This is a genomic window from Protofrankia sp. Cas4 (genome assembly GCF_963555915.1).
In the GTDB taxonomy this organism is placed as follows: Bacteria; Actinomycetota; Actinomycetes; order Frankiales; family Frankiaceae; genus Protofrankia.
In genome coordinates, this window is sequence record NZ_CAUVXL010000190.1 from 3008 (window position 1) to 27136 (window position 24129).

Here is a 24129-nt window from a genome sequence, read left to right on the forward strand (position 1 = left end):
GCACCCCGCGGCCCGCGAGGCCCTGCTGGCGGCCCTCGACGACGGCTGGGCGGACCCCGCCCGCCTGTACCGCGATGGGCGTCGGGCCCGCATGGTGCTCGACGCCTCCCGGGAGATGGTCGCCGCGGTGCTCGGCGCCCGCCCCGACGAGGTCAGCTTCACATCGTCGGGTACCCAGGCGGCACAGCTGGCGATTCTCGGCGCGGCCGGCGCCCGGCGGCGGTCAGGGACGCGGCTGCTGATCAGCGCCGTTGAACACTCCTGCGTTCTGCACGCCGCCCAATGGCACGAAAACGCCGGCGGCACGGTCGACACGGTCGGCGTCGACCGATTCGGCCGGGTCGACCCGGCGGGTTTCACTCCCCCACCGGGCACGGCGCTGGCCAGCCTGCAACATGCCAACCACGAGGTCGCGACCATCCAGCCGGTGGCCGCGGTCGCCGATGTGCTGCACACCGCGGGTGTCCCGTTGCATGTGGACGCCGCCATGTCAGCCGGGCGGATCCCGGTGGACGTCGCCGCGTTGGGAGCCGACCTGCTCAGCGCCAGTGCGCACAAGTTCGGCGGGCCGGCAGGAGTGGGCATCCTGGTCGTGCGGACCGGGCGTCGATGGCGCAACCCGCTACCCACCGACGAACGCGAGGGTGGCCGGGTGGGCGGCTTCCCCAACGTCGCGGCAATCGTCGCGACGGCAGCGGCCCTGCACGCCCGGACCATTGAGATCGCCGATGAGACACCGCGCCTGGCCGGCTACGTCGAGCGGCTGCGGACCCGTCTCCCCCACCTCGTTGCGGACCTCGAGCTACTCGGCGACCCGGATCCGGCCGCCCGGCTGCCGCACCTGCTCGCGTTCTCGTGCCTGTACGTCGACGGAGAAGCGCTGCTCGGCGAGTTGGACCGGGCGGGAATCGCGGTCAGCAGCGGCTCCAGCTGCACATCGGACACCCTCACCCCCAGCCACGTGCTGGCCGCGATGGGTGTACTGACCCAGGGCAACATCCGGGTGTCGTTCGGCCGCGAATCCGACAGTGCGGATGTGGACGCCCTGCTGGCGGTCCTACCCGAGGCGGTTGCCCGGGTCCGCGAGCGGGCCGGGGCCGTCGGCCTGTGAGATCGGCCGACCGTGACGACCACAGCGACCGCGACCACAGCGCCTGGGACGCTGCGTGGAACGGCGCCCGCCTCACGGTGGACGCGCGTGGACGACGGTGCCCGCTACCGATCATCGAACTCGCACGCCGCATCCGCGACATCGACGTCGGCGCAGACCTGCAACTGTGGGCGGACGACCCTGCGGCCGCGCATGACGTCCCTGCCTGGTGCCGGATGCGTGCCCAGGAGCTGATCTCGACCCGCGAGCTTGCCGACGGAGGGACGGCCTACCTCGTCCACCGGCTCTCTTAAGCCGTCCACCGGCTCTCCTAGAGCGACCGGCAGATGCGGGGTGATCTCCGCAACAGTCTCCGACCCGTAGGCCCGCGACCGAGCCCGTGTCGACCGGTGACCGGTCGACACGGGCGTCACCAGCTACTACCGCTGGAAGGTCAGACCGGGACGCATCCCGACCCGCAGCGCCCGGATCAGTGGAAGGAGTCGCCGCAGGCGCAGGAACCCGCCGCGTTGGGGTTGTCAATCGTGAAGCCCTGCTTCTCGATCGTGTCGACAAAATCGATCTTCGCGCCACCGAGGTACGGGGTGCTCATCCGGTCGACCGCGACCCTGACACCCGAGAAGTCCAGGACAGTGTCGCCGTCGAGCTGACGCTCGTCGAAGAAGAGCTGGTAGCGCATGCCGGAGCAGCCGCCGGGCTGCACGGCGATCCGCAGCTGGAGGTCGTCACGACCTTCCTGCTCAAGCAGGTTCTTCACCTTGCTCGCGGCCACGTCGGTCAGGATGACGGTGGTCGGCCCGGTCGCTGTGTCCGTGCCGGTCACGGTGTCAGTCGTCGCGTCCTGGACGGTCATGGAGACTGCTCCCTAGGTTCCCTTGGGGCCCACGCCTGCGCGAAAGAACTCATGATCGCGCATCCGAAGGCCGGTCGAGCCCTTGTTGTCAAGTGTGGCCGGTATTCGTCTACCCACATTGCGTGTGCACTCTGTGTGCAACCGCACGAGATGTCGGTAAATATCGCCATTCGTACGAATGTCGCCGTTCATGCCATCGCGGCGGTAGCCGTCATCTACAACACCTACTCACAACACCGCATGCCGCGATCGCCTTCCCATCGTACGCAGGACCTCAGCGGACGACCAAGCACAGCGCGAAGAGCTGTGATCGTGAACTCCTCCGGTCGACGACGGCACGTGCGTGCCCGGCGAGTTAGAGTCGTGTCGACCATTCGTCTACGAGAAGGCTGCCAGACCACCTCCCGGTGGCCGGCGGGCGCACAATCAGGACTCAACGGTGCGCGCCCGCAGGCCCCGAGCGAGCCGGTCGGCCGGTCGACCGGAGGAGCGAGCATGACGATCAACCCCGCGCTCGACCGCGCCGCCATCACGCCGCTGCAACTCCCACCGAATCCGCTCACGCTGCTGTTGCTGGGTCGCGGTGCCGATCCCGACAGCGAGCGTGGGGTCGACTGCCCCGGTGCGCTGCCGCCGGCATCCGATCCGAACCTGGTTGAGCGCGCCGCCGCGGCCCGGGCTGCGCTCGGCGCCTCCGTCTTCGTACTCGGGCACCATTACCAGCGGGACGAGGTCATCGCCTTCGCGGACGTGACCGGCGACTCGTTCAGGCTCGCTCAGCAGGCCGCCGGACGCCCCGAAGCCGGCCACATCGTCTTCTGCGGCGTGCACTTCATGGCCGAAAGCGCCGACATCCTCACCGGCGACCACCAGCAGGTGATCCTTCCCGACCTCGCCGCCGGCTGCTCCATGGCCGACATGGCCGCGCTCGAACAGGTCGAGCAGGCATGGGAGACGCTGGCCGACGCCGGGCTCGCCGAAGGTACCGTCCCGGTCAGCTACATGAACTCCACTGCCGCGATCAAGGCGTTCACCGGGCGGCACGGCGGCACGATCTGCACCTCGTCCAATGCCCGGCGGGCACTGCAGTGGGCGTTCGGGCCCAAGCGCCGCGGCGAGCGGGTGCTGTTCCTGCCCGACCAGCATCTCGGCCGCAACACGGCGGTGCTGGAGATGGGTATGGCACGTGCGGACTGCGTGGTCTACAACCCGCACCGCCCGGGTGGCGGTGTTGCGGCGGCCCGGTTGCGCGACGCGCGGATGATCCTGTGGCGAGGCCACTGCTCGGTGCACGGCCGGTTCAGTCGCGCGTGCGTGGACGACGTCCGCGCCCGCATACCCGGCGTCACCGTGCTGGTTCATCCGGAGTGCCAGTATGAGGTCGTCACCGCTGCGGACATGATCGGATCGACGGAATACATCATCAGAGTCGTCGACGAGGCACCGCCGGGCAGCGCGTTCGCCGTGGGCACCGAGCTGAACCTGGTGCAACGGCTCGCGAACCGGCATCCCGACAAGACCGTCGCCTTCCTGGACCGTACGGTGTGCTATTGCTCGACGATGAACCGTATTGATCTGCCCCACCTCGTGTGGGCACTCGAGTCCCTCGTGCGCGGCGAGACGGTCAACCGCATCACGGTCGATCCCGATGTCGCGACACATGCCCGAAAGGCCCTTGACCAGATGCTGGCGCTCCCCTGATGGCCCTGTTGAAACGACGTACGACGGCGCCGGGCGCACCCACCGACCCGTCAGCCGCCGGCCCGACCAGCGGTGAGCCGGCCCAGGCGGGCGCCCCCGTCGGTAGTGGGAACGGGTCGGGTAAGGGACGCCCCACCCCCAAGCGCAGCGACGCCCGCGCGGCCCGCGCCCGCGGCGGCAGCGCCTTGGCGACCCCGGGGTCGGGTAAGGACACCCGGGCGAACTCCCGCGGCGAGCGACGTCGCCAGTCCCAGGAGTACCGGACTGCGATGATGTCGGGGGATGTCAGCAAGCTGCCCCCGCGCGAGCGTGCCCCCGAGCGCGTACTGGCCCGGGACTTCGTCGACGCCCGCCGCAATGTGGGGCCGTTCTTCCTCGCCGCCGCCGCGGTGTACTTCGTCGGCGGGCTCGTCCCCAACGTGTACATCCGGCTGATCGCCACCTACCTGATGCTGCTGGGCATCCTCGCCGTGGCCGTCGACTCGATCGTGCTGTCCCGCCAGGTCAGCCGCAGGGTTGGCGAGAAGTACCCGGACTCACCGGTCAAGGTGCGCGCGTACAGCGTGCAACGCGCCCTACTACCGGCCCGCTGGCGGATGCCGCGGCCCCGGGTCACCCGCGCCGGCAGCGGCCGCTGACCCGGCCGGACTCGCCCGGGCGACACATCGGGCGACAAATCGGGCCCAGCCAAAGAAGATCTGGGACTAAATGCGGCAACGGGGTCGGATGCGTCTAAAAAACCTCGTAGTACTACTCTTCGGTACGTTACGCTGTTCGGACGGACGCCGGTCCTGACCGGCAACGACCGGACCGCATCGTCCTGGCGGCGTGGGCGGTGGCCGTGCGGCCCCGTCCAGGGGGAGGGCGACGCCCCTTATCGAGGGGTAGTACGTGAAACGCACAACCGTATACCTGCTGACCGCGGTCGCTCTGGTCGTTCTGGCCGCATGCGAGCCGAATCTTCCGGCCGGCGGCCCAGCAGCGACATCGAGCGCGTCCGGTGTGGCCGGGCCGGCGGCTGGAACATCACCGTCCGCCGCCCCAGCCACACCGACGACAGCCGTGAACGCATCCACAGCTGTTCCGCCGACCGGCATGACATCAGCCAGTGCAGGGCCATCCAGTTCAGGCGCGGCCGTGCCGGCACCGACGGCCGACGGCTTTGCCGCCGGCACGACCGGTGGCGTGGCCGGGGCCACGGTGACGGTCACGACCGCGGCGGACCTCGCCAGGTACGCCGGCGCGGACCAACCGTACGTACTCACGGTCACCGGAGTGATCGCACTCACCGGTCAGATCAAGGTCGCCTCGAACAAGACAATCGTCGGGGCTGCGAAGGGCGCTGGTCTCACCGGTGGCGGGCTGAACATCCGCAATGTGACCAACGTGATCGTGCGCAACCTGACCATCAGCCTGGCAACGGGCACCGATGCGATCAGCGTCTACGGCTCCCAGCATGTGTGGATCACTCAGAACGACCTCTCCAGCGACATGACGCACGGCAAGGACTACTACGACGGCCTGCTCGACATCACGAAGGCTTCCGATCTCGTCACCGTGTCGTGGAACCGGTTTCACGACCACTACAAAGTGATGCTCATCAGCGCGAGTGACGACGACACCGCCGACCGGGGCAAACTGCATGTCACCATCCATCACAACTGGTTCACCAACGTGAACTCACGGCTGCCGAGCCTGCGCTTTGGCACCGGCCACGTCTACGACAACGTGTTCCAGACAGCCGACACCGCCGTCAACTCGCGGATGGGTGCGGTGGTTCTCCTTGAGTCCAACGTCTTCCGCGGCGTCGGCACCCCGGTGATCACAACCGGCTACAGCACGGAGCCCGGGACTGCCATCCTGTCGTCCGACCACCCGAACGACTTCGGTAATGCCACCCCGGCCGGAACCGCCGCCAGCAGTTCCACTGTTCAACTGCCATATGCCTACCTGGCCGAACCGGCGGCGACCATCGCCGCATCCGTCCCGGCTGGTGCCGGACCACGCTGACCTGCTCGCCGCGCCGGGTTCCCGGCCCGGGGCCGGGGCATCCGGGTATCACCCGAGCCTCGGCCCTGGGCCGTAAATCATAGGGTGGTTATGTGGAGCATCGACGGCTGGGACGCAGCGGACTGAGCGTCAGTGAAATCGCGTACGGCAACTGGATCACCCACGGTGATCAGATCGAGCGGGATCAGGCGATCTCGTGCGTGCACGCTGCTCTGGACAACGGGATCACCACCTTCGACACCGCCGACGTGTACGCGGGCACGAAGGCCGAGGTTGTGCTGGGCGAGGCGCTGGACGGGATACGCCGCGAATCCTACGAGTTGTTAACCAAGGTGTTCTGGCCGACCGGACCCGGCCCGAACGACCGCGGTCTGGGGCGCAAGCACATCATCGAGTCCTGCCACGCCTCGCTGCGGCGGCTGCGCACCGACCATCTCGATCTCTACCAGGCACACCGCTACGACCCGACCGTGCCGTTGGAGGAGACCCTGCGGGCCTTCGACGACCTGGTGCGGGCCGGCAAGGTGCTCTACGTCGGTGTCTCGGAGTGGACCGGCGCGCAGATCGCCGACGCGGTACGGATCGCCGCGCAGGCCGGCTACGACCAGATCATTTCCAACCAGCCGCAGTACTCGATGCTGTGGCGGACGATCGAGTCCGAGGTCATCCCGACATCCCGCGCCGCCGGCATCGCCCAGATCGTCTGGTCACCGGTGGCGCAGGGTGTACTCACCGGCAAGTACCTGCCGGGAGCGCCGCGGCCCGAGCACACCCGCGCGGTCAGTGAGGCCGGCTCGGGTGTCATCCGACGCCTGCTGCGGGACGAGATTCTCGCCCGGGTCCAGGACCTGTTACCCGTAGCGGCCGACGTCGGCCTGTCCCCGGCACAGCTGGCCGTCGCCTGGGTGCTGCAGAACGACAACGTGGCCTCGGCGATCATCGGAGCATCCCGACCGGAGCAGGTCGAGGAGAACGTCAAGGCGTCGGGAGTAAAGCTGGACCAGGAGATCCTGGCTTGGATCGACGCGGTGCTCAGCGATGTGATCGTGACCGACCCGGATGCCGTATGACCGGCTAGTCCACGGAACGGAGGCTCATCGGGCCGTAGACCTTGCGGCCGGCGTCTTCCAGCACCACCTGCTGGACGCCGGCCTCCAGCAGCTCCCGCCAGGTCTCCCCCAACCAGGTCTCGGCGTCGCTCTGGGTCGGGAACGACTCCGACAAGGACGCACCCGCAGGCCCGGCCGCGACCGCGGCACCGTCCTCGGCCTCGAAACGCCACGTCCAGCTCACCGCATGGTCCCCCTCTGTCGTCCCGTCCATGTCGTCCTCCTGCCAGGGTCATCTTCTCTGGATAGGCAGGCTCTATCCAACACGGTCAGCACTCCGGCGGCCCATCCCGGCCACCCTCCCGGCCCGTGTTAGAGCGCGACACAACCGAGAGCGCGACACAACCGGGAGCGCGACACGACCGACAAGCGGCTCGCCCAGGCCCCGGGCATCCGATGCCCCGTCGAGGTCCTGTCCTGATCTCCGGCAAGGCGTGACCGGTCGCACACCCTGAGCCTATCCATTTCGCCGCAGAGCACCGGCGTGCGAAAGTCGTGAACCGCCGGCCGGTGCTCTCCGGCCGGCGCCCGTACGATCCGGCGCCCGTACGATCCGGCGGACGGGTGGACGTGTCGAACAGAGGAAGGAAGCCGTGTTCACAGCTTCAGATGGCGTCATGCCAACGTTCTCCGGGACGACAACGGTCACCGGGATGACAGTGCTCGCCGAAACCGTCGGGTCGACCAAGGCGCCGATGGAGTGGTGGGCGGTCGGCCTGGTCACGATCGGCGCGATCCTGCTGCTTGGACTCGTCATCACCATCATGACGTTGGCCGACCGCAAGCGCCACCCCCACCCCCATGCCCACCCCCGCGCCGAGCCGCAGGAGCCGCCGGCGTGAGAACGTCACCCGCGTGCGGCTGAGACTGCTCGGCACCGGATCGGCCGACGGCTGGCCCAATCCGTGGTGTGAATGCGCGTCGTGCCGCTGGGCGCGGGAACACGAGGTACGCACCCAGACCGCGGTCCTCCTCGACGAGGTCATGCTCATCGACTGTGGGCCGGACGTGCCGCGGGCCGCCACCCGTTTCGGGGTGCGGCTCGCAGGCGTGCGGCACCTGCTGTTCAGCCACGCCCACCCCGACCACACCGGGCCCGCGGCGCTGATGTGGCGGGCGTGGACAACCGTGGCCGACCAGCCGCTGGACGTCGTCGGGCCACCGGCCTGTCTGGAGGCCTGCCGCGCCTTCGTGGGCCCGTGGGACGTCACGGATGTCGATATGGATGCCGATCAGGTCGCCGGTGGCTCAGGTGGATCTGGACCGCTTCGGTTCCACCCGGCGCTCGCGGGCGACGTGCTGAGACTCGGTGGCTTCGAGATCCGGCCGGTGGCCGCCAACCACGGGGACGCGGTCATCGGGCCGGCGGTGCTCTACGACGTGACGACACCGGACGGCGGACGGCTGCTCTACGCGTGTGACACCGGCGCGCCGCTGCCGCGCCAGACCCTGGAGGCACTCACCGGTCGGGCGTTCGACGTGGTGCTGATGGAGGAGAACAACGGTGACCGCCCGGGGTTCGGTGACCACTTGGACCTGCCCGGCTTCGCGAACGTCCTCGCGCAGTTACGGCAACGCGACGCGGTGGTCGACACGACCCTGGTCATCGCCGTCCACCTGAGCCACCGTAACCCGCCCGGGGATGCGCTCGCCCAGCGGTTGGCGTTCATGGGCGCGCAGGTGCACCCCGACGGGACCGTGCTCGACATCACGCCGGCCACCGCGCCTGCCGGCGCGCCGGCCACTGCACCGGATCCGGACCCGGCCGTTGCGTTCCGCGGAACGCGGCGAACGCGGCGAACACGTCCTGACCAGGACGCGGTGCGGCTGGGGCCGCTGCCCAGGCCGTACCGCGTCCTGGTCACAGGGGGTGCCCGGTCCGGCAAATCCGTGACAGCCGAGCAACGCCTGGCCGCCTGGCCGGGTGTTGTGTACGCGGCCACGGCGGGGCCGGTCACCCCCGGCGACGCCGAGTGGGCCGCCCGGGTGCACGCCCACGCCACGCGCCGGCCGTCGCACTGGACGACGGCGGAGACCACCGATCTGGTGCCCCTGCTGCGCGTCGAGGGCTCACCCCTGCTCGTCGACTGCCTCACGCTGTGGCTGACCGCCCACCTCGACGGAGACTGGCCGGCCCGCGTCGACGAGCTGGTCACCGCCTGGCGCAACACCCGTCGCCACGTGGTCGCGGTGACCAACGAGGTCGGCTCGGGCATCGTGCCTGCGACCGTGGTGGGACGCCGATTCCGCGACGCACTCGGACGCCTGAACGCCGCGATCGCGGCCGAGTCCGACGAAGTCTGGCACGTTGTTGCCGGCATCCCCACCCGCCTACGCTGACCCGTGCTCCAGCACCTGCCGTGATCTGCGGATCGGCCTGGAAGAATGAAGGAGTTCGAAAAAACATGCGGGAGAACGTGCGGGAGGTTGTGGGCTTGAACGATCACGAGGTGCCGTCGCTGCGCAGGCAGGTCGAGGCCGCCGTCTCCGGCGCGATCGACCGGGCGCTGCCCGAGCTCGCGGGGGCGGACCCGGTGGTCCGCCACTCCGAGCACGCGGACTTCCAGTCCAACGCCGCGCTCGCGCTGGCCAAACGCGCCCGCCGCAAGCCCGCCGACCTGGCCGCGTCCGTGGCCGATACCCTGCGCCGCGACACCGAAGGCGAGGCCGAAGCCGGGACCGGTGCCCTGGTGGCCGCCGTCACCGTCTCCGGACCGGGATTCGTCAACCTGGTCATGTCCGACACCGCGCTCTGGCGAGCGGTGGCGGCACGGCTGGCAAGCCATCACCTCGGGGTCGGTACACCGCAGCAGGGCCGCCGCACGGTCATCGACTACTCCGGTCCGAACATCGCCAAGGAGATGCACGTCGGTCACCTCCGGACGACGATCATCGGTGACTGTCTGTCCCGCGTGCTCGCCTTCCTCGGCGCGGATGTGCTCCGCCAGAACCATCTCGGCGACTGGGGCACCCAGTTCGGGATGCTCATCGAGTACCTCGACAGCCATCCCGACGTCGCGTGGCACCGCGACGAACTCGCCGACGGCACGTCGGCCGTCTCCGCGCTCAATACCCTGTACCGGGCCGCCCGGGCCGTGTTCGACGCTGATCCTGACTTCGCCGACCGGGCCCGGCGTCGCGTTGTCGCGTTGCAGGCCGGCGATGAGGCAACCGTCACCCGGTGGCGGGAGATCGTCGCCGAGTCGGAGTTCGCATTCAGCGAGATCTACCAGCGGCTCGGTGTGCTTCTCACCGCCGCCGACTCGGCGGGCGAGTCCTTCTACAACCCATGGCTGCCCGAAGTCGTCGACGAACTCACCCAGGCCGGTATCGCGGTGGCAAGCGACGGCGCGCTGTGCGTGTTCTCCGCCGACATCACCGGCCCGGACGGCGATCCGGTACCGCTGATGGTCCGTAAGACCGACGGCGGCTACGGATACGACACCACCGACCTCGCGACGATCCGCTACCGCATCCGCGAACTCAAGGCCGACCGGATTCTCTATGTCGTCGACGCCCGCCAGGCACTGCACTTCCGACTCGTGTTCGAAGCCGCCCGGCGCGCCGGTTGGCTCACCGACGACATCGACGTCACACACCTCTCCTATGGAACCGTGCTCGGTCCCGACGGGCGTCCGTTCAAGACCCGCTCGGGTGACACGGTCAAACTGATGGACCTGCTCGACACCGCCGTCGGGCGGGCCCGGGAAATCGTCACCGAGAAATCTCACGATCTCGCCCCGGCCGAGCTCGACCAGATCGCCGAACAGGCGGGTATCGGCGCGGTCAAATACGCGGACCTGTCCACTTCCCGCACCAAGGACTACACCTTCGACGTCGAGCGAATGGTGTCCTTCACCGGGAACACCGGCGTGTACCTTCAGTATGCGCACACGCGGATCTGCTCCATTCTCCGCAAAGCCGACGATGAATCCGCCGATGTCGATACCGCGCTTGTACTGCATCCCGCCGAACGCGCGCTGATACTCGCGTTGGACGCCTTCGGCGACACACTCACCGACGTCGGCCAGGCGCTCGAACCCCACCAGCTCTGCGGCTACCTCTACGACCTGGCGAAGGCATTCACCGATTTCTACGAAGCCTGCCCCGTCCTGTCCGCGGCGCAACCGACGCGCGGCAATCGCATCGCGCTGTGCCGACTGAGCGCCGCAACGCTGCGCCGTGGCCTGAACCTCCTCGGTATTGCCGCACCGGAACGCCTGTGATCCCGTTCAGCTCCCGCCTACCCCCCGGTGCGTAGGTCGACCGGTTCGACGGCGCTGGACGTGATGGCCGCGGTGACCGGACGGACGATCACCGACGTCGCCCTGGGCGCCCTCGTGGTGGCCCGCCGTTATCTCATCAGCGGCAACGACGACGAAACGGCCGATGCCACCGACACCGAACTGCTCCAGCGCCTCGGTGTCCTGCGCCCGGACGGCGCCCTCACCCAGGCCGGCGTGCTGCTCTTCTGCCCGGCACCACGGTCGCTCATCGAGCTGACCCGGTTCGACGTCCCCGGCGGTGATGTTCTCAACCCACCGACCGATCTTTCCGGGCTGGCCCTCATCGAACAGCTCGCCGCGGTCGAAAGCGATCTCCTGGCGTTCAACGTCGCGACCACCGTCCACCGCGGGTTCGCCGAGATCCCCGTCCGGCAGATCCCGCCTCGTTCTGTGCGCGAGGCCCTGCTCAACGGGCTCGTACACCGCGACTGGATGCGTCCGGATCCGGTCACTGTGATCTGGTTCGACCACGACCACGTTCTCGAGGTGGAAAGCCCCGGCGGCTTTGCCGGCGGCGTGACCCAGGACACCGTGCTTTCCCGCAGGTACGCCCGCTACCCGGCCCTGTCTGATCTCTGCCGTGCGCTGCGGCTGGTGGAGAAGCAGGGTGTCGGTGTCGACCGCATGTACCGAGAAATGATCTCATTGGGTCACAGGCCCCCGCGAATCATCGAGATAGCCGGGCCGGCCGTGCGGACCCGCCTGACGGGCGGAACGCCGGTCGTGCCGGTGATGTCGCTGATGGAATCCGTGCAACCGGTGGCGCGCCGTCGCGACGTGCGGATCGCCGTGATCTTCTACGAACTGCTGCACCGGCCGTTTCTCACCCTCGACAGTGCGGCGCGCGCGCTGCAAACCGACGCGAATGACGCGCGGAGCGCGCTGGAGACAGCCTGCGCCACCCGCATCGATGACAACGTGCTCATCGAGCCGTACAAGGACGTCTGGATGCTGTCCGCGGCCGTGTTCCGCCGGCTGGAGAACGACCAGGCCACCGCGGGGAAACCGGTCGGACGGGGTCTGTTGCCCTACCGCCGGCCCAACCAGAACAACAGCCCGGACGTCGTCCAGGCGTGGCTTTCCGCCCATGATCGTATCACCAGCGGTGACTACGCGACTCTGACCGGCCTCACGCAGACCGGTGCGAACCGCGCACTCGACCGCTTCGTCCCGGAACTGCTCGTCCGGGGCTCCACCACCGGCCGCAACGCCCACTACATCGCCGCCGGCAGCGTGGCGCCCGGTCCCTGACGTCTGGGACGATCGTCGGCGTCATTCTTCGGGTTCCCGCCAGAGGGTGTCGACCGGCACCAGGTAGAGCCGGTCTGCCACGCGCGCGGCACGCTCCCCGGTATAGGCGAGCACGCCCGCGACGAACCTGTCGCCAACGCGGTCCCGAAGCTGAACCAGCCCGCGGAGATCCTCCCCGCGATACGATCCGCCCGCCTTCACCTCCACCGCGAAGACCTCGTTCTGGCCATTCTCGATGACGAGGTCCACCTCCACCCCGTCGGAGGCCCGGTAGTGGCCGAACCGTAGCGATTGATCCAAGATCTGAAGGAGATGTCCGCCCGATGTCCGCTGTGGTTCGAGCAGCGTGGATGCCGCGATGACGCTGTCCGAGCACCTCCTGCCCGGCCACCAGTTGCTCATCAGGTAGTAAGGACCCTGTGCAGACCCCAGCCCCCGCACTCGACACCGACGCCATGAACGCCGCCCGGCAGCGGCAGACGGTACTGACCAAACCTCCGGGCGCCCTCGGGCGCCTGGAGGAGGTCTCGATCTGGCTTGCCGGCACGCAGGGAGTGTGCCCGCCGCGGCCATTCCAGCGCATCCGGGCGATCATCGTCGCCGGTGACCACGGCATCGCGCAGATGGGTGTCTCCGCGTTCCCTTCGGAGGTCACCGCCCAGATGGTGGCGAACTTCGTCGCCGGTGGCGCGGCGGTGAACGTCCTGGCCCGCACCGTCGGCGCGTCCGTGCGGGTGGTGGACGTCAGCGTGGACACCGACGAACCGACCGCCCCCGGCGGAGTGGACGGGACCGCGCCGGCGCAGCGCTACCGGGTCCGGCGCGGCAGCGGGCGGATCGACGTCGAGGACGCCCTGACCGCGGATGAGGCCTCCCGCGCGTTCGACATCGGCCGCATGATCGCCGACGAGGAGGTGGACGCCGGTGCCGACCTGCTGGTCCCCGGCGAGATGGGGATCGGGAACACCACCGCGTCCGCGGCGATCGTCGCCACCCTGCTCGACCGCGAGCCGATCGACGTGGTCGGCCGCGGAACCGGCATCGACGACGCCCGATGGATGCTCAAAACCGCCGCGATCCGGGACGCGATGCGCCGCGGTCGGCCCTTCGCCGACGACCCGGCGGCGCTCCTTCGAGTGATCGGTGGCGCGGACCTGGCCGCCCTCACCGGCCTGTTGACCCAGGCCGCCGTCCGGCGCACCCCGGTGGTGCTCGACGGCGTCGTCATCTGCGCCGCCGCGCTGGCCGCCGAAGCCTACGCGCCGGGGTCGAAGGCATGGTGGGTTGCCGGAACACGGTCGACCGAACCCGCGCAGCACCTCACGCTCGCCTCGCTCGGCTTCGATCCCCTGCTGGACCTCGGTCTGCGCCTCGGTGAGGGCACCGGGGCGCTGCTCGCCGTCAACCTGCTGGTGGCCGCGCAGGCGACGCTCGCCGACATGGCCACCTTCGACCAGGCCGGGGTCAGCGACAAACAGGCTGAGGTGAACGACAGCGCGGAAGCGGAAACAGTACCCGCCGCGGACGACGAGCCCGCCGCGGCCGCTACCTGAGACGTGCCAATCAGGACCATCTTCTCACTGCTGTCGATACTGCCCGTCCCTGGACCGGTCGCCCTCGACCGGCGCACCATCGGGCGCGCCATGGCGATCGCACCGCTGGTCGGCCTCACCCTCGGTGTCATCACCGCCGTGGCTGTGGCCATCCTAGGGATCTTCACAACGCAGCCCGGCCAACCGGCGGAGACGCTGCTCCCGGCCGCGGTGGGAATCGCCACGCTGGCATGGCTGACCCGGGGCCTGCACCTGGACGGGCTCGCCGACGTGGCCGACGGGTTCGGCGCCGGCCAGGACCGTGCCCTGGCCGCGATGCGCGACTCCCGGCTCGGTGCGTTCGGCGCGCTGGCCGTGGTGTTCGCGGTACTCGTCCAGGTCAGTGCCCTGTCACTCACGATCGGCGAGCACCGGGGCACCGTGTCGATCGTGGTGGCCGCCATGACCGGACGGCTCGCGGCGACGCTCGCCTGCGTCCGCGCGCCAGCCGCGCACCCGACCGGGCTCGGCGCGCTCGTCGCCCGCACCGTGGCGCCGTGGCAGGCGGCCTGCTCCGGTGCCGCTGTGGTCGCCGTCGCCGCCCTGGCCGGGCGCGTCGACCTCGACGGTGGGGACGCCGGGGGTGCGGTCCGCGCGGTGACGGCCGTCGCCGTCGGGACGGTCGCGGGCTGGCTGCTGCGCCGGTTCCTCGTCCGCTACCTCGGTGGTGTCACCGGAGATGTGCTCGGCGCCCTCGTCGAGGTCACGGCAACGGTCACGCTGGTGTTCATGACGCTGAACATCCCCGCGGACGTGCGGATCCACCTCAGCACCCGGTGAGGAGCTCCGGGGCCTGCCTCGGGCCTGCCGGGGCAGGCCTACTTCGGGGACGCGTCGACGAACGGCGGCCGCACAACCGTCATCGTCGAGCGCCGTCCACGCACATCCACCCCGACGGTGTCGCCCGCACCGACCCGACGGTCGAGCAGGGCCAGGCCGACGCCGGTTCGCAGGGTCGGCGAGAACGTCCCACTGGTGACCTCACCGACGGGCACTGCCTGCGAGCCGTACACCGTCATGTGCGGCCGCGGGATGCCGCGGTCGGTCGCGCGCAGCCCCCACAGCTGCCGCGCCGGGCCGGCGGCCCGTTCCGCCAGCAGCACGTCCCGACCCCAGAAGCGCGGCTTGCCCCAGCCCACCGCCCAACCCGCCCGCGCCTGTACCGGGGTGATCGACATCGACAGGTCCTGACCGTGCAGCGGGTAACCCATCTCGGTTCGCAGGGTGTCGCGGGCGCCGAGGCCACAGGGCAGCATCCCGAGCGGGGTGCCCGCCGCCGTCAGCGCATCCCACAGCGCGGGCGTGTCCGCCCAGTCGGACACGATCTCGAAGCCGTGCTCGCCGGTGTAGCCCGACCGGCAGACGATCACGTCGGCACCGGCACCGGCACCGGCACCCGGCCAACAGGCCCCGGCAAAACTCATGTAGGCCCCGCCGACGGGCAGGCCCAGCGCCGCCATCAGTTCCGCCGAACGCGGTCCCTGCACAGCCACCACGCCGAAGGCGGTGTGCAGGTTGTCAACGGCCACTTCGGGCGGGGCCGCGGCGTCGAGCCGGCGGACGACCTGCTCGGTGTTGGCCGCGTTGGGGACGAGGAAGACCTCCGAGTCGGAGTACAGGTAGGCGATGAGGTCGTCGACGACGCCGCCGGTCTCATCGTCGCAACACAGCGTGTACTGGGCCTGGCCGGGACCGATCCGAGAAAGATCGTTGGTGAGGGTCGCGTTCACGAAGACCGCGGCACCGGGGCCGTGGACGCGGGCCTTGCCGAGGTGGCTGACATCGAAGATCCCGACCGCCGACCGGACCGCCGCGTGTTCCTTGAGCACCCCCCCGCCGGGATACTCGATGGGCATCTCCCAGCCGCCGAAGTCGGCCAGCTTGGCGCCCAGCGCAACGTGCCTGTCGTGCAGCGGAGACCGCAGCAGCTCACCCATACGGGCAGGCTAACCCCGTCCCACACCGTGTTCCGTAGTCTCGCGCCATGACCGCGACTGTCGTGACGACATCATCCATTCTGGATCTTGATACCGATGCGCTGGTGATCGGTATCGCGGCGGGCAAGAACGGGCCGGTGCCACTGGGCGGTACCCAGACGCTCGACGTGGCGCTCGGTGGCCGCTTGGCCCAGGTCCTGGCCGACCTCGGCGCGACCGGCAAGGCCGGCGACCTCGTCCGCTTCGCCACGCTCGGCATGCTCCCGGTCCCCATCGTGGTCGCGGTCGGCCTCGGCCCCGTCACCAGCCACGCTGACGTCGACCAGGTTGACGTCGACCACGAAACGCTGCGCCGGGCGTCGGGCGCCGCCGTGCGCGCACTCGCCGGCACCGCCCGCGTCGCGACCACCCTCGCCCTGGCGGTCAGCCCGCCCGGACCAGACCAGCTGCGGGCCGTCGTCGAGGGATCGCTGCTCGGCGCCTACGCCTTCGACACGTTCCGGACCCGGTCCCGGTCCGACCGGCGTCCGCCGGTAGGGGAGATCACGTTCGTCGTGGACGACGCCGCCGAGCCCGCCGCCACCGATACCGTGCGCAGGGCTGCTATAGCAGCCGACGCCGTCGCCCTGGCCCGGGATCTGGTCAACACCCCGCCCGGGCACCTACCGCCCGCGGTGTTCGCCGAGATCGCCGCCCGCCATGGCGCCGAGGTCGGTGTGGATGTTGCGGTACTCGACGAAAAGGCACTGGCGGACGAGGGTTTCGGTGGCATTCTCGGGGTGGGCCAGGGTTCGGTGAACCCGCCGAGGCTCGTCCACCTGTCCTGGCGGCCCGCCGGTGCGGACCCGACCGGCCCGCCCGCGCTGACCCTTGTCGGCAAGGGCATCACCTTCGACTCCGGCGGCCTGTCGCTCAAGCCCGCGGGCGCGATGGAATGGATGAAGACCGACATGGCCGGCGCCGCCGGCGTGCTCGCGGCCGTCATCGCGGCCGCCCGGTTGAACGTGCCGGTCACCGTCAACGCGTGGATCCCGCTGGCCGAGAACATGCCATCCGGGGACGCGATCCGGCCGGGCGACGTCCTGACCCTGCGGGGCGGCACCCTGGTCGAGGTCCTCAACACCGATGCCGAGGGACGGCTTGTGCTCGGCGACGCCATCGCCCGCGCCGCGGCGGACTCCCCCGGCCTGCTGGTGGACGTGGCAACGCTCACCGGCGCGCAGATCGTGGCTCTGGGCCAGCGCACCAGCGCGGTCATGGGCCGTGACGACGCGGTCGAACAGGTCGTCGCCGCGGCCGGCGAGACCGGCGAGGCGGTGTGGCCGATGCCACTGCCACCAGAGCTGCGCAAGGTCCTCGACTCGGCCGTCGCAGACCTCGCCAACGTCGGCGGCGGCGGCAGCCGCGATGGCGGCATGCTGGTGGCCGCGCACTTCCTGAGCGCCTTCGTACCTGATCACATTCCGTGGGCGCACATCGACATGGCCGGGCCCGCCTGGAACGCGGGCGAACCCTACGGTCACACCCCGAAGGGCGGCACCGGTGTGATCGTCCGAACCTTGCTCCAGCTGGCCGAGAACATCGCCGGGGAGTCGGCGCCCCGCTCCGAGCCTGACAAACAGATTACCGGCGAGTAGCGGGCAACGAGCGGAAGTGGCACAGAAAAATACCCGGCGTCATGGACCACAGTTGCCGGGACCTGCGATACATCCGTCCTGCGGCATGAAAGACTGAACGCATCCCATCCAGTCAACGAGAAGGGACGCCTGGCGTGGTGGACTCTGCGGCCGGTCCCGTAGACCTTGTCATCCTCGGTGGCGGTAGCGGCGGTTACGCTGCGGCCCTGCGCTCCGCCGAGCTCGGTCTGGACGTCGCTCTGATCGAAAAGGGCAAGTTGGGCGGAACCTGCCTGCATCGCGGGTGCATTCCGACCAAGGCCCTGTTGCACTCGGCGGAGATCGCGGATAATGTCCGCGAGAGCGAGAATTACGGGATCCGATCGACCTTCGACGGAATCGATATCACGAAGGTCAACGCTTACAAGGACTCGGTGGTCAGCAAGCTCTACCGGGGCCTCGCCGGCCTGGTGAAGGGCCGCGGCATCGAGGTCATCGAGGGTCACGGACGGCTGGTGTCGCCCACCGCCGTTGCCGTGGGCGACCGGGTCATCTCCGGCCGCCATGTGGTGCTCGCGACCGGGTCGCAGTCGAAGTCGCTGCCCGGCTTGGAGATCGACCACCGCCAGGTGATCACCAGCGACGACGCCTTGGAGCTCGACCACGTGCCGGCATCCGCCGTGGTTCTCGGTGCCGGCGCGATCGGCTGTGAGTTCGCCTCGGTGTGGCGTTCCTTCGGTGCCGAGGTCACGATCGTCGAGGCACTGCCCCATCTGGTGCCGCTGGAGGAGGAGTCCAGCTCCAAGCTGCTGGAGCGGGCGTTCCGCCGCCGCGGTATCAAACAGCACCTGGGTGCCCGGTTCGCCGGTGTGAAGAGCACCGACGCAGGTGTCACGGTGTCGCTGGAGGACGGAACGACCATCGAGGCCGAAGTGCTGCTCGTCGCGGTCGGGCGCGGTCCGGTCTCCGAAGGGCTCGGTTATGACGAGGTCGGCATCGCGATGGATCGCGGCTTCGTCCTGGTCGACCACGAGCTGCGGACGAACCTACCGACCGTCTCCGCGCTCGGCGACCTGCGACCGGGGCTCCAGCTCGCCCACGTCGGATTCGCCGAGGGCATCTTCCTCGCCGAGCACCTCGCCGGATTGAACCCGGCGCATGTCGACTACGACAACGTTCCGCGGGTCACCTACTCCCATCCCGAGGTGGCATCGGTGGGACTGACCTCGACTCGGGCCGCGGAGCTGTACGGAGAGATCGTGACCCACACCTACGATCTGGCCGGCAACGGCAAGGCGCAGATCCTCCAGACCACCGGTGCCGTCACGCTGGTCGCCCTGCCCGACGGGCCGGTGGTGGGCATCCACATCGTCGGCGACCGGGTCGGCGAGCTGATAGCCGAAGCCCAGCTGATCACGAACTGGGAGGCCACCGCCGCCGATGTCGCCCAGCTCATCCACCCGCATCCGACCCTGTCGGAGGCGATCGGCGAAGCACACCTCGCCCTCGCCGGCAAGCCGCTGCACTCCCACAATTAGAACCACAATGTCTGGCGGCGCAGGACAAACGTGATCGTGTCGCCTTGAGTCGATCAGTTACTGACAGACCCACAGCGTTCGCGGCCACTCCCCGTCGCCCACGGACGGCCGGACGCCACGAAGGAGTCGTACCCCATGTCTGTGTCCGTCACGATGCCCCGTCTGGGTGAGAGCGTGTCCGAGGGCACCGTCACCCGCTGGCTGAAAAAAGAAGGCGAGCGCGTCGAGGCCGACGAGCCGCTCCTCGAGGTCAGTACGGACAAGGTCGACACCGAGATCCCAGCGCCCGCCTCCGGAGTGATCAGCGCCATCCGGGTCGCCGAGGACGAGACGGTCGAGGTCGGTGTCGAACTTGCCGTCATCGACGAGGGTGCAACGGCGGGGCAGGCCGCGCCCCAGGCTCCACCCACAACACCTACCGCGGCCGTCGCGCCGACGCCACCGCCCCCGCCGGCTCCGGCACCCCCGCTGGCACCGGCACCGACGCCTGCGGCAGCTCCCCCGCCGGTCGCGGCCCAGACGCCGCCGGCGGCCCTGCCGGCCCAGGAGTTCGCGCCGGACGCGGGCTCCGAAACTCCGTCCAACGGCAGCGGATCGCTCGGTGCCTATGTCACCCCGCTGGTCCGACGGCTCGCGGCCGAGCACGATGTGGACCTGTCCGCGGTGACGGGCACGGGCATCGGCGGCCGCATTCGCAAGCAGGACGTCATCGACGCCGCGCGCACGCCAACGGCCGCGGACACGGCTGCGGCACCCATGGCCGCGGCTGTGGCACCAGCACTGGCACCGGCTGTGGCTGCGGCACCGGCTGTGGCTGCGGCACCGGCTGTGGCTGCGGCACCGGCTGTGGCACCAGCACCGGCACCGGTGACGCCCGTGCCGGTTTCGCTGCGCGGTCGCACGGAGAAGATGTCGCGGCTGCGATCGGTCATCGCCCAGCGGATGGTCGAGTCCCTGCAGGTCAGCGCCCAACTCACCACAGTCGTCGAGGCCGACGTCACCCGCATCGCGCGCCTGCGGGATCGCACGAAGGCCGCGTTCGAGGCGCGGGAAGGCGTGAAGCTGTCGTTCCTGCCGTTCTTCGCGGTCGCCGCCTGCGAAGCGCTGCGGGAACATCCGAATCTCAACGCAAGTGTCAACGTCGAGCAGGGGACCGTCACCTACTACGACACCGAGCACCTGGGCATCGCGGTGGACACCGCCCGGGGGCTGCTCGTCCCGGTCATCCACCACGCCGGGGATCTCAACCTCACGGGCATGGCACGCAAGATAGACGACCTGGCGACCCGGACCAGAGACAATCGTGTGTCACCGGACGAGCTGGGTGGTGGCACCTTCACGCTGACCAACACCGGCAGCCGCGGTGCCCTGTTCGACACACCGATCATCAACCAGCCCCAGGTCGGCATCCTCGGCACCGGTTCCGTGGTCAAACGGCCCGCGGTCGTGGACGACCCCGAGCTGGGCGAGATCATCGCGGTGCGGTCGAAGGTGTATCTCGCGCTCACCTACGACCACCGGATCGTCGACGGTGCCGATGCGGCTCGCTTCCTCACCAGCGTCCGCAGCCGCCTGGAAGAAGGCGCCTTCGAGGCCGAACTGGGCCGGTAGGCCGCCACCTGCCCGGTCCGGCGTTGGTGTTCCGTCGTGGTGGGTCGGCTCGCCGACCCACCACGAACACGCAAGGATCCGGTCAATGAACATCGCTGTCACCGGCGCCACCGGTCTGATCGGCTCCGCGCTCGTCCCGGCGCTGCGCCGTGACGGGCACACCGTTCGCGTCCTGGTCCGCCGGCCGCCCAGGGGCAACTTCGAGATCCCCTGGGATCCCGGCGCCGGCATGCTCGATCCGGCGGCGTTGACCGGCCTCGACGCCGTCGTCCACCTTGCCGGCGTCGGGGTCGGTGACCATCGTTGGACCGACAGCTATAAGCGACAGATCCTCGACAGCCGGGTCGCCGGCACAACGCTGCTCGCGGATGCTCTCGCCGGTCTGGACGGGCCGCCACGGGTCCTGCTCTCAGCCAGCGCGGTCGGCTGGTACGGCGACACCGATGATCGCGTAGTCGACGAATCCGCGCCCCCCGGAACAGGCTTCCTCGCCGAGGTCACGGCCGCGTGGGAGGCCGCCACCGCGGCCGCCGAGCAGGCCGGCGTGCGGGTGTGCCACCTGCGCTCAGGTGTCGTGCTGGCCGCCCGCGGCGGAGCCCTCGCCAGGCAGCTCCCGCTGTTCCGGCTCGGTGTCGCCGGCAGGCTCGGATCAGGCCGCCAATGGCTGAGCTGGCTCACCCTGGCCGACGAGATCGCGGCGATCGGCTTTCTGCTCACCGCTGACGCCGTTCACGGCCCGGTGAACCTGACCAGTCCCGAGCCGGTCACCAACGCGGCATTCACCCGCGCGCTCAGCTCTACGCTGCGCCGCCCGGCGATCCTGCCGGTACCCGCTGTCGCGTTGCGGGTCGTGCTGGGCGACTTCGCGGACGAGGGCGTGCTCGTCTCCCAACGAGTTATCCCTCAGGTACTCACCGAAGCTGGTTTCGCGTTCTCCCAACCCGACATCCACACCGCTCTGCACGCGGTCATCGCCAATGCCGACGGTGATCGGTGATCGGTGATGACATCCATGATGAGCGGATCCCGAGCGTTCAGGCGACGGCGTCGACCTGGGTCGCAACGCGCCATCCCTGTTCGGTTCTGACCAGGGTGACGTCGGACTGCAACCGGTCGTGGCCGGGCTGTCGCGCCAGCACCGTCCCTGCTTTGTCGACATAGGTGTACGGCAGACGCCGATAGGTGATCCGCAGTACGGACTTCTCACTGCCGGTCTCTCGAATGACAAGGTCGAGAATCTCCTGATGCAGACCGACGGCGTGTCCACCGAGCGCCCCTATCTGCCGGATCAGGGCCACGTCCCGCGCGTATGCGGTACTACCGGGAGCGTCCACACCGGCGATGCCCGCCTCATCAGCCTGCTCGAACGCCTGGTTGCGGGCATTGTCCAGACCCACGATGACGTCCCGCCAGACCTGCTCGGGCGACACCCGCGCGGCAGGGGAGGCGTCGAGCGGGCGCGCGCGCTGCGGACCGGACCGGACGAGGACCAGCAGGCCACTGACTGTCAGCACCACGATCACGGCGAGCACGGCCACGACGGCCCAGATCCGCCGTGGGCCGGCGAAGGCGGCTGCCGGCTCACCACCGGCGGCGGGACCACCCAGGGTGGACGTACGCGGGGCGTACGTACGAGTAGTCACAGCGCGCGGGGTGGACGCAGGTGGGGTGGACGCACCGGCGGCGCCGTGGGTGGTGCGCGGCGCCCGGATCGGACGCGGCGTCGTGCGGGCGGCCGGCCCTGGCCGCGGGCCGCGCTCGGCGGGCTCGGCGTGGGCGTCATCGACTCCGGGTGGCGGTGGGGGCAGTGGCGGCAGCGGCAGTGGGGTGACGGCGTTGTTGACGAAACGAACCGGCAGCGGGGTGGCGCTGTGCGCCAACGCCGCGACCAGATCCTCCGCGGTTGGCCTGCGGACAGGATCATCGACCAGGGCCGGCGCGACCGCCACGGCAACCGCCGCCGCGTCCGGACCGGTCGCCTGCGGCATCGCCGCCAACAACAGGCTCGCGAGATCACTGACATCCACCGCGGGCGTCGCGGACGCACCCGCCAGACCCGCAACACCGACGCCGGCGAGTACCGGTCGGCCGTTGGGCTCCAACAGGACATCATCAGGATCGAGTTGTCCGTGGACGACGCCGGCGGCATGCGCCGCGGCCAATGCCTGGGCCACCGGCAGCCCGACCGTGACGACCTCACCGGGGTCGAGGCGATCCCGCGTCTCCAACAGGTGACCCAGGCTGATCGCCCCGGCAACAGGCTCGGCGACAACCGCGAGGCCCTCGGCGGTGGCAACCACGTCGATGACCGGGAGGAGGTGGGGATGGGAAAGCCCGAGCAGGACCTGCGCCGCTCGCATCGCGGCATCCCTGGCCGCCGCGTCCGGTGGCAGTCGGACGCGGCGGACCACGCACTCGGCCCCCGTGGCCACCACACGGCCGGCCCAGACCTCCCCGGCACCGCCGCCTCGAACTCGGGCCCGCAGCACCACCCCGCGGACGGCCGGAGTACCCGGAATCCCATGGTAGCCGCGAGAACCCATGGAATCGTCCATTGCTGTCACAAGCAGTGACGGTAGGCCGAAAAGGCCGTTCTGTGCAGCCCTCACCGGAAACCTGTGGATAACTCGTGCGAACAGTTGGTCCGGATAGGTTGGCCGCGCCACGCCACGGAACGACCGCGACACAGAGCAATACAGCGTGGCCCGGCGGAGATACCGTACCGAAACATAGGAGGTACCATGAACATCCTGGCGACCAGCGCCGGCTTCATGCCGGACGGGCGGTGGGGCGCACGGGTCGGCCCGATCATCCACCACGCGCTGCGCCTGGCCGGGAACCCCGCGCGTCCCAAGCTCTGTCTGTTGGCAACCGCCAGCGGCGACGACCCGACAAGCTACGCGCGTTACTACGCGGCACTGGCGCGTGACCTGCCGGACCTGCGCGCGTCCCATCTCGCCCTGTTCCCCATGCCTACCGTGGCCGACGTCCGGGCACACCTGCTGGATCAGGATGTGATCTGGGTGGGCGGTGGCAGCGTCGCGAATCTGCTCGCGGTGTGGCGGACACACGGACTCGATACGATCATGCGGGAAGCCTGGACGGCCGGGGTGGTCCTGGGCGGCGTGTCCGCGGGGTCGCTGTGCTGGCACGTCGGAGGTACAACCGACTCGTTCGGTCCGGACCTGCGACCGGTCACCGACGGGCTCGCGCTTCTGCCGTTCAGCAACACCCCGCACTACGACTCCGAGGCCGGCCGACGTCCGCTGTACCAGAAGCTGGTCGCCGCGGGCTCGCTGCCGCCCGGTTGGGCCACCGACGATGGTGTCGGCCTGCACTTTCGCGGCACCGAACTGGTCGAGGCGGTCGCGGACCGGGCCGAGGCCTTCGCGTGGCGGGTCGAACAGGACCCGACCACGGGGGTGCGGGAGACACGGGAGATCCCCCGGCGCCTGCCGGCGGTGTGACACCGGCAGTGTGACGCCGGCGCTGTCTTCCCCATCGTCTCTGGGAG

Annotated in this window: 22 protein-coding genes; 17 read left to right on the forward strand and 5 right to left on the reverse strand. The window is 69.7% G+C overall.

Annotated elements, in window-relative coordinates; all coding sequences use genetic code 11:
- Both U9979_RS17585 and U9979_RS17590 read left to right on the forward strand, forming a co-directional pair.
- Positions 1-1111, forward strand: a 1111-nt coding sequence (locus U9979_RS17585; protein WP_322780241.1) for a cysteine desulfurase family protein, incomplete at its 5' end; no start/stop codon positions are given.
- Positions 1108-1404: a sulfurtransferase TusA family protein gene (locus tag U9979_RS17590; RefSeq protein ID WP_322780242.1), complete on the forward strand. Its 297-nt coding sequence runs from the start codon at positions 1108-1110 to the stop codon at positions 1402-1404. The genes U9979_RS17585 and U9979_RS17590, both read left to right, overlap by 4 nt.
- 176 nt (positions 1405-1580) lie before the next feature.
- On the opposite strand, the gene erpA is transcribed toward U9979_RS17590, so the two are convergent.
- Positions 1581-1964, reverse strand: a complete 384-nt coding sequence (gene erpA, locus U9979_RS17595) for an iron-sulfur cluster insertion protein ErpA (RefSeq protein ID WP_322747392.1) — start codon at positions 1962-1964, stop codon at positions 1581-1583.
- A 495-nt stretch (positions 1965-2459) separates the two neighbouring features.
- Here erpA and nadA point away from each other — a divergent pair, with 495 nt between their 5' ends.
- The 4 genes from nadA (at position 2460) to U9979_RS17615 (ending at position 6745) form a co-directional block, all read left to right on the forward strand.
- Positions 2460-3665 (forward strand): quinolinate synthase NadA, encoded by a 1206-nt coding sequence (nadA, locus tag U9979_RS17600; protein ID WP_322747391.1) that lies wholly within the window; start codon positions 2460-2462, stop codon positions 3663-3665.
- Complete coding sequence (locus U9979_RS17605; protein ID WP_322747390.1) at positions 3665-4303, forward strand: DUF3043 domain-containing protein; 639 nt, start codon at positions 3665-3667, stop codon at positions 4301-4303. Before nadA ends, U9979_RS17605 begins: the two co-directional genes overlap by 1 nt.
- Before the next feature lie 253 nt (positions 4304-4556).
- Positions 4557-5675, forward strand: a complete 1119-nt coding sequence (locus U9979_RS17610; RefSeq protein ID WP_322780243.1) for a hypothetical protein — start codon at positions 4557-4559, stop codon at positions 5673-5675.
- A 92-nt stretch (positions 5676-5767) separates the two neighbouring features.
- On the forward strand, positions 5768-6745 hold the full coding sequence (locus U9979_RS17615) for an aldo/keto reductase family protein (protein WP_322780244.1): 978 nt from the start codon (positions 5768-5770) through the stop codon (positions 6743-6745).
- Between the two features lie 4 nt (positions 6746-6749).
- On the opposite strand, the gene U9979_RS17620 is transcribed toward U9979_RS17615, so the two are convergent.
- Positions 6750-6968: a hypothetical protein gene (locus tag U9979_RS17620; RefSeq protein ID WP_322747446.1), complete on the reverse strand. Its 219-nt coding sequence runs from the start codon at positions 6966-6968 to the stop codon at positions 6750-6752.
- 433 nt (positions 6969-7401) lie between these two features.
- Here U9979_RS17620 and U9979_RS17625 point away from each other — a divergent pair, with 433 nt between their 5' ends.
- The 4 genes from U9979_RS17625 (at position 7402) to U9979_RS17640 (ending at position 12321) form a co-directional block, all read left to right on the forward strand.
- A complete protein-coding gene (locus U9979_RS17625; RefSeq protein WP_322747387.1) occupies positions 7402-7626 on the forward strand; it encodes a hypothetical protein in 225 nt (74 codons plus the stop codon).
- 13 nt (positions 7627-7639) lie between these two features.
- The gene (locus U9979_RS17630; protein WP_322780245.1) at positions 7640-9124 is read left to right on the forward strand and encodes a bifunctional adenosylcobinamide kinase/adenosylcobinamide-phosphate guanylyltransferase; all 1485 of its coding nucleotides are present in this window, start codon (positions 7640-7642) and stop codon (positions 9122-9124) included.
- A 65-nt stretch (positions 9125-9189) separates the two neighbouring features.
- Entirely contained in the window at positions 9190-11010 is a 1821-nt protein-coding gene (argS, locus tag U9979_RS17635) for an arginine--tRNA ligase (protein WP_322780246.1), read from the forward strand.
- Between the two features lie 72 nt (positions 11011-11082).
- The gene (locus U9979_RS17640) at positions 11083-12321 is read left to right on the forward strand and encodes a DUF5635 domain-containing protein (protein ID WP_322780247.1); all 1239 of its coding nucleotides are present in this window, start codon (positions 11083-11085) and stop codon (positions 12319-12321) included.
- A gap of 21 nt (positions 12322-12342) precedes the next feature.
- Here U9979_RS17640 and U9979_RS17645 read toward each other — a convergent pair whose 3' ends face one another.
- Positions 12343-12723, reverse strand: coding sequence for a DUF4143 domain-containing protein (locus U9979_RS17645; protein ID WP_322780248.1), 381 nt, complete (start codon positions 12721-12723; stop codon positions 12343-12345).
- Positions 12724-12740: 17 nt separating this feature from the next.
- Between U9979_RS17645 and cobT the strand changes: the two genes are divergently transcribed.
- Both cobT and U9979_RS17655 read left to right on the forward strand, forming a co-directional pair.
- Complete coding sequence (cobT, locus tag U9979_RS17650) at positions 12741-13874, forward strand: nicotinate-nucleotide--dimethylbenzimidazole phosphoribosyltransferase (RefSeq protein WP_322780249.1); 1134 nt, start codon at positions 12741-12743, stop codon at positions 13872-13874.
- Positions 13875-13877: 3 nt separating this feature from the next.
- On the forward strand, positions 13878-14693 hold the full coding sequence (locus U9979_RS17655; RefSeq protein WP_322780250.1) for an adenosylcobinamide-GDP ribazoletransferase: 816 nt from the start codon (positions 13878-13880) through the stop codon (positions 14691-14693).
- Positions 14694-14731: 38 nt separating this feature from the next.
- Here the strand turns inward: U9979_RS17655 and gcvT are convergent, their stop codons facing one another.
- Positions 14732-15850 carry a glycine cleavage system aminomethyltransferase GcvT gene (gene gcvT / locus U9979_RS17660; protein WP_322756499.1) on the reverse strand — a complete coding sequence of 373 codons (1119 nt, stop codon included), beginning with the start codon at positions 15848-15850 and terminating at the stop codon, positions 14732-14734.
- A gap of 47 nt (positions 15851-15897) precedes the next feature.
- On the opposite strand from gcvT, the gene U9979_RS17665 reads away from it, so the two are divergent.
- The 4 genes from U9979_RS17665 to U9979_RS17680 all read left to right on the forward strand — a co-directional run bounded on the left by U9979_RS17665 (position 15898) and on the right by U9979_RS17680 (position 21612).
- The gene (locus U9979_RS17665) at positions 15898-17487 is read left to right on the forward strand and encodes a leucyl aminopeptidase (protein WP_322780251.1); all 1590 of its coding nucleotides are present in this window, start codon (positions 15898-15900) and stop codon (positions 17485-17487) included.
- 134 nt (positions 17488-17621) lie between these two features.
- The gene (gene lpdA / locus U9979_RS17670; protein ID WP_322749051.1) at positions 17622-19004 is read left to right on the forward strand and encodes a dihydrolipoyl dehydrogenase; all 1383 of its coding nucleotides are present in this window, start codon (positions 17622-17624) and stop codon (positions 19002-19004) included.
- Between the two features lie 135 nt (positions 19005-19139).
- Positions 19140-20615: a 2-oxoglutarate dehydrogenase, E2 component, dihydrolipoamide succinyltransferase gene (gene sucB / locus U9979_RS17675; RefSeq protein WP_322780252.1), complete on the forward strand. Its 1476-nt coding sequence runs from the start codon at positions 19140-19142 to the stop codon at positions 20613-20615.
- Between the two features lie 85 nt (positions 20616-20700).
- Positions 20701-21612 (forward strand): TIGR01777 family oxidoreductase, encoded by a 912-nt coding sequence (locus U9979_RS17680; protein ID WP_322749053.1) that lies wholly within the window; start codon positions 20701-20703, stop codon positions 21610-21612.
- A 37-nt stretch (positions 21613-21649) separates the two neighbouring features.
- Here U9979_RS17680 and U9979_RS17685 read toward each other — a convergent pair whose 3' ends face one another.
- On the reverse strand, positions 21650-23170 hold the full coding sequence (locus U9979_RS17685) for a protein kinase domain-containing protein (RefSeq protein ID WP_322780253.1): 1521 nt from the start codon (positions 23168-23170) through the stop codon (positions 21650-21652).
- A 186-nt stretch (positions 23171-23356) separates the two neighbouring features.
- Here U9979_RS17685 and U9979_RS17690 point away from each other — a divergent pair, with 186 nt between their 5' ends.
- Complete coding sequence (locus U9979_RS17690) at positions 23357-24082, forward strand: peptidase E (RefSeq protein ID WP_322749055.1); 726 nt, start codon at positions 23357-23359, stop codon at positions 24080-24082.
- The last annotated feature ends 47 nt before the right edge of the window (positions 24083-24129 follow it).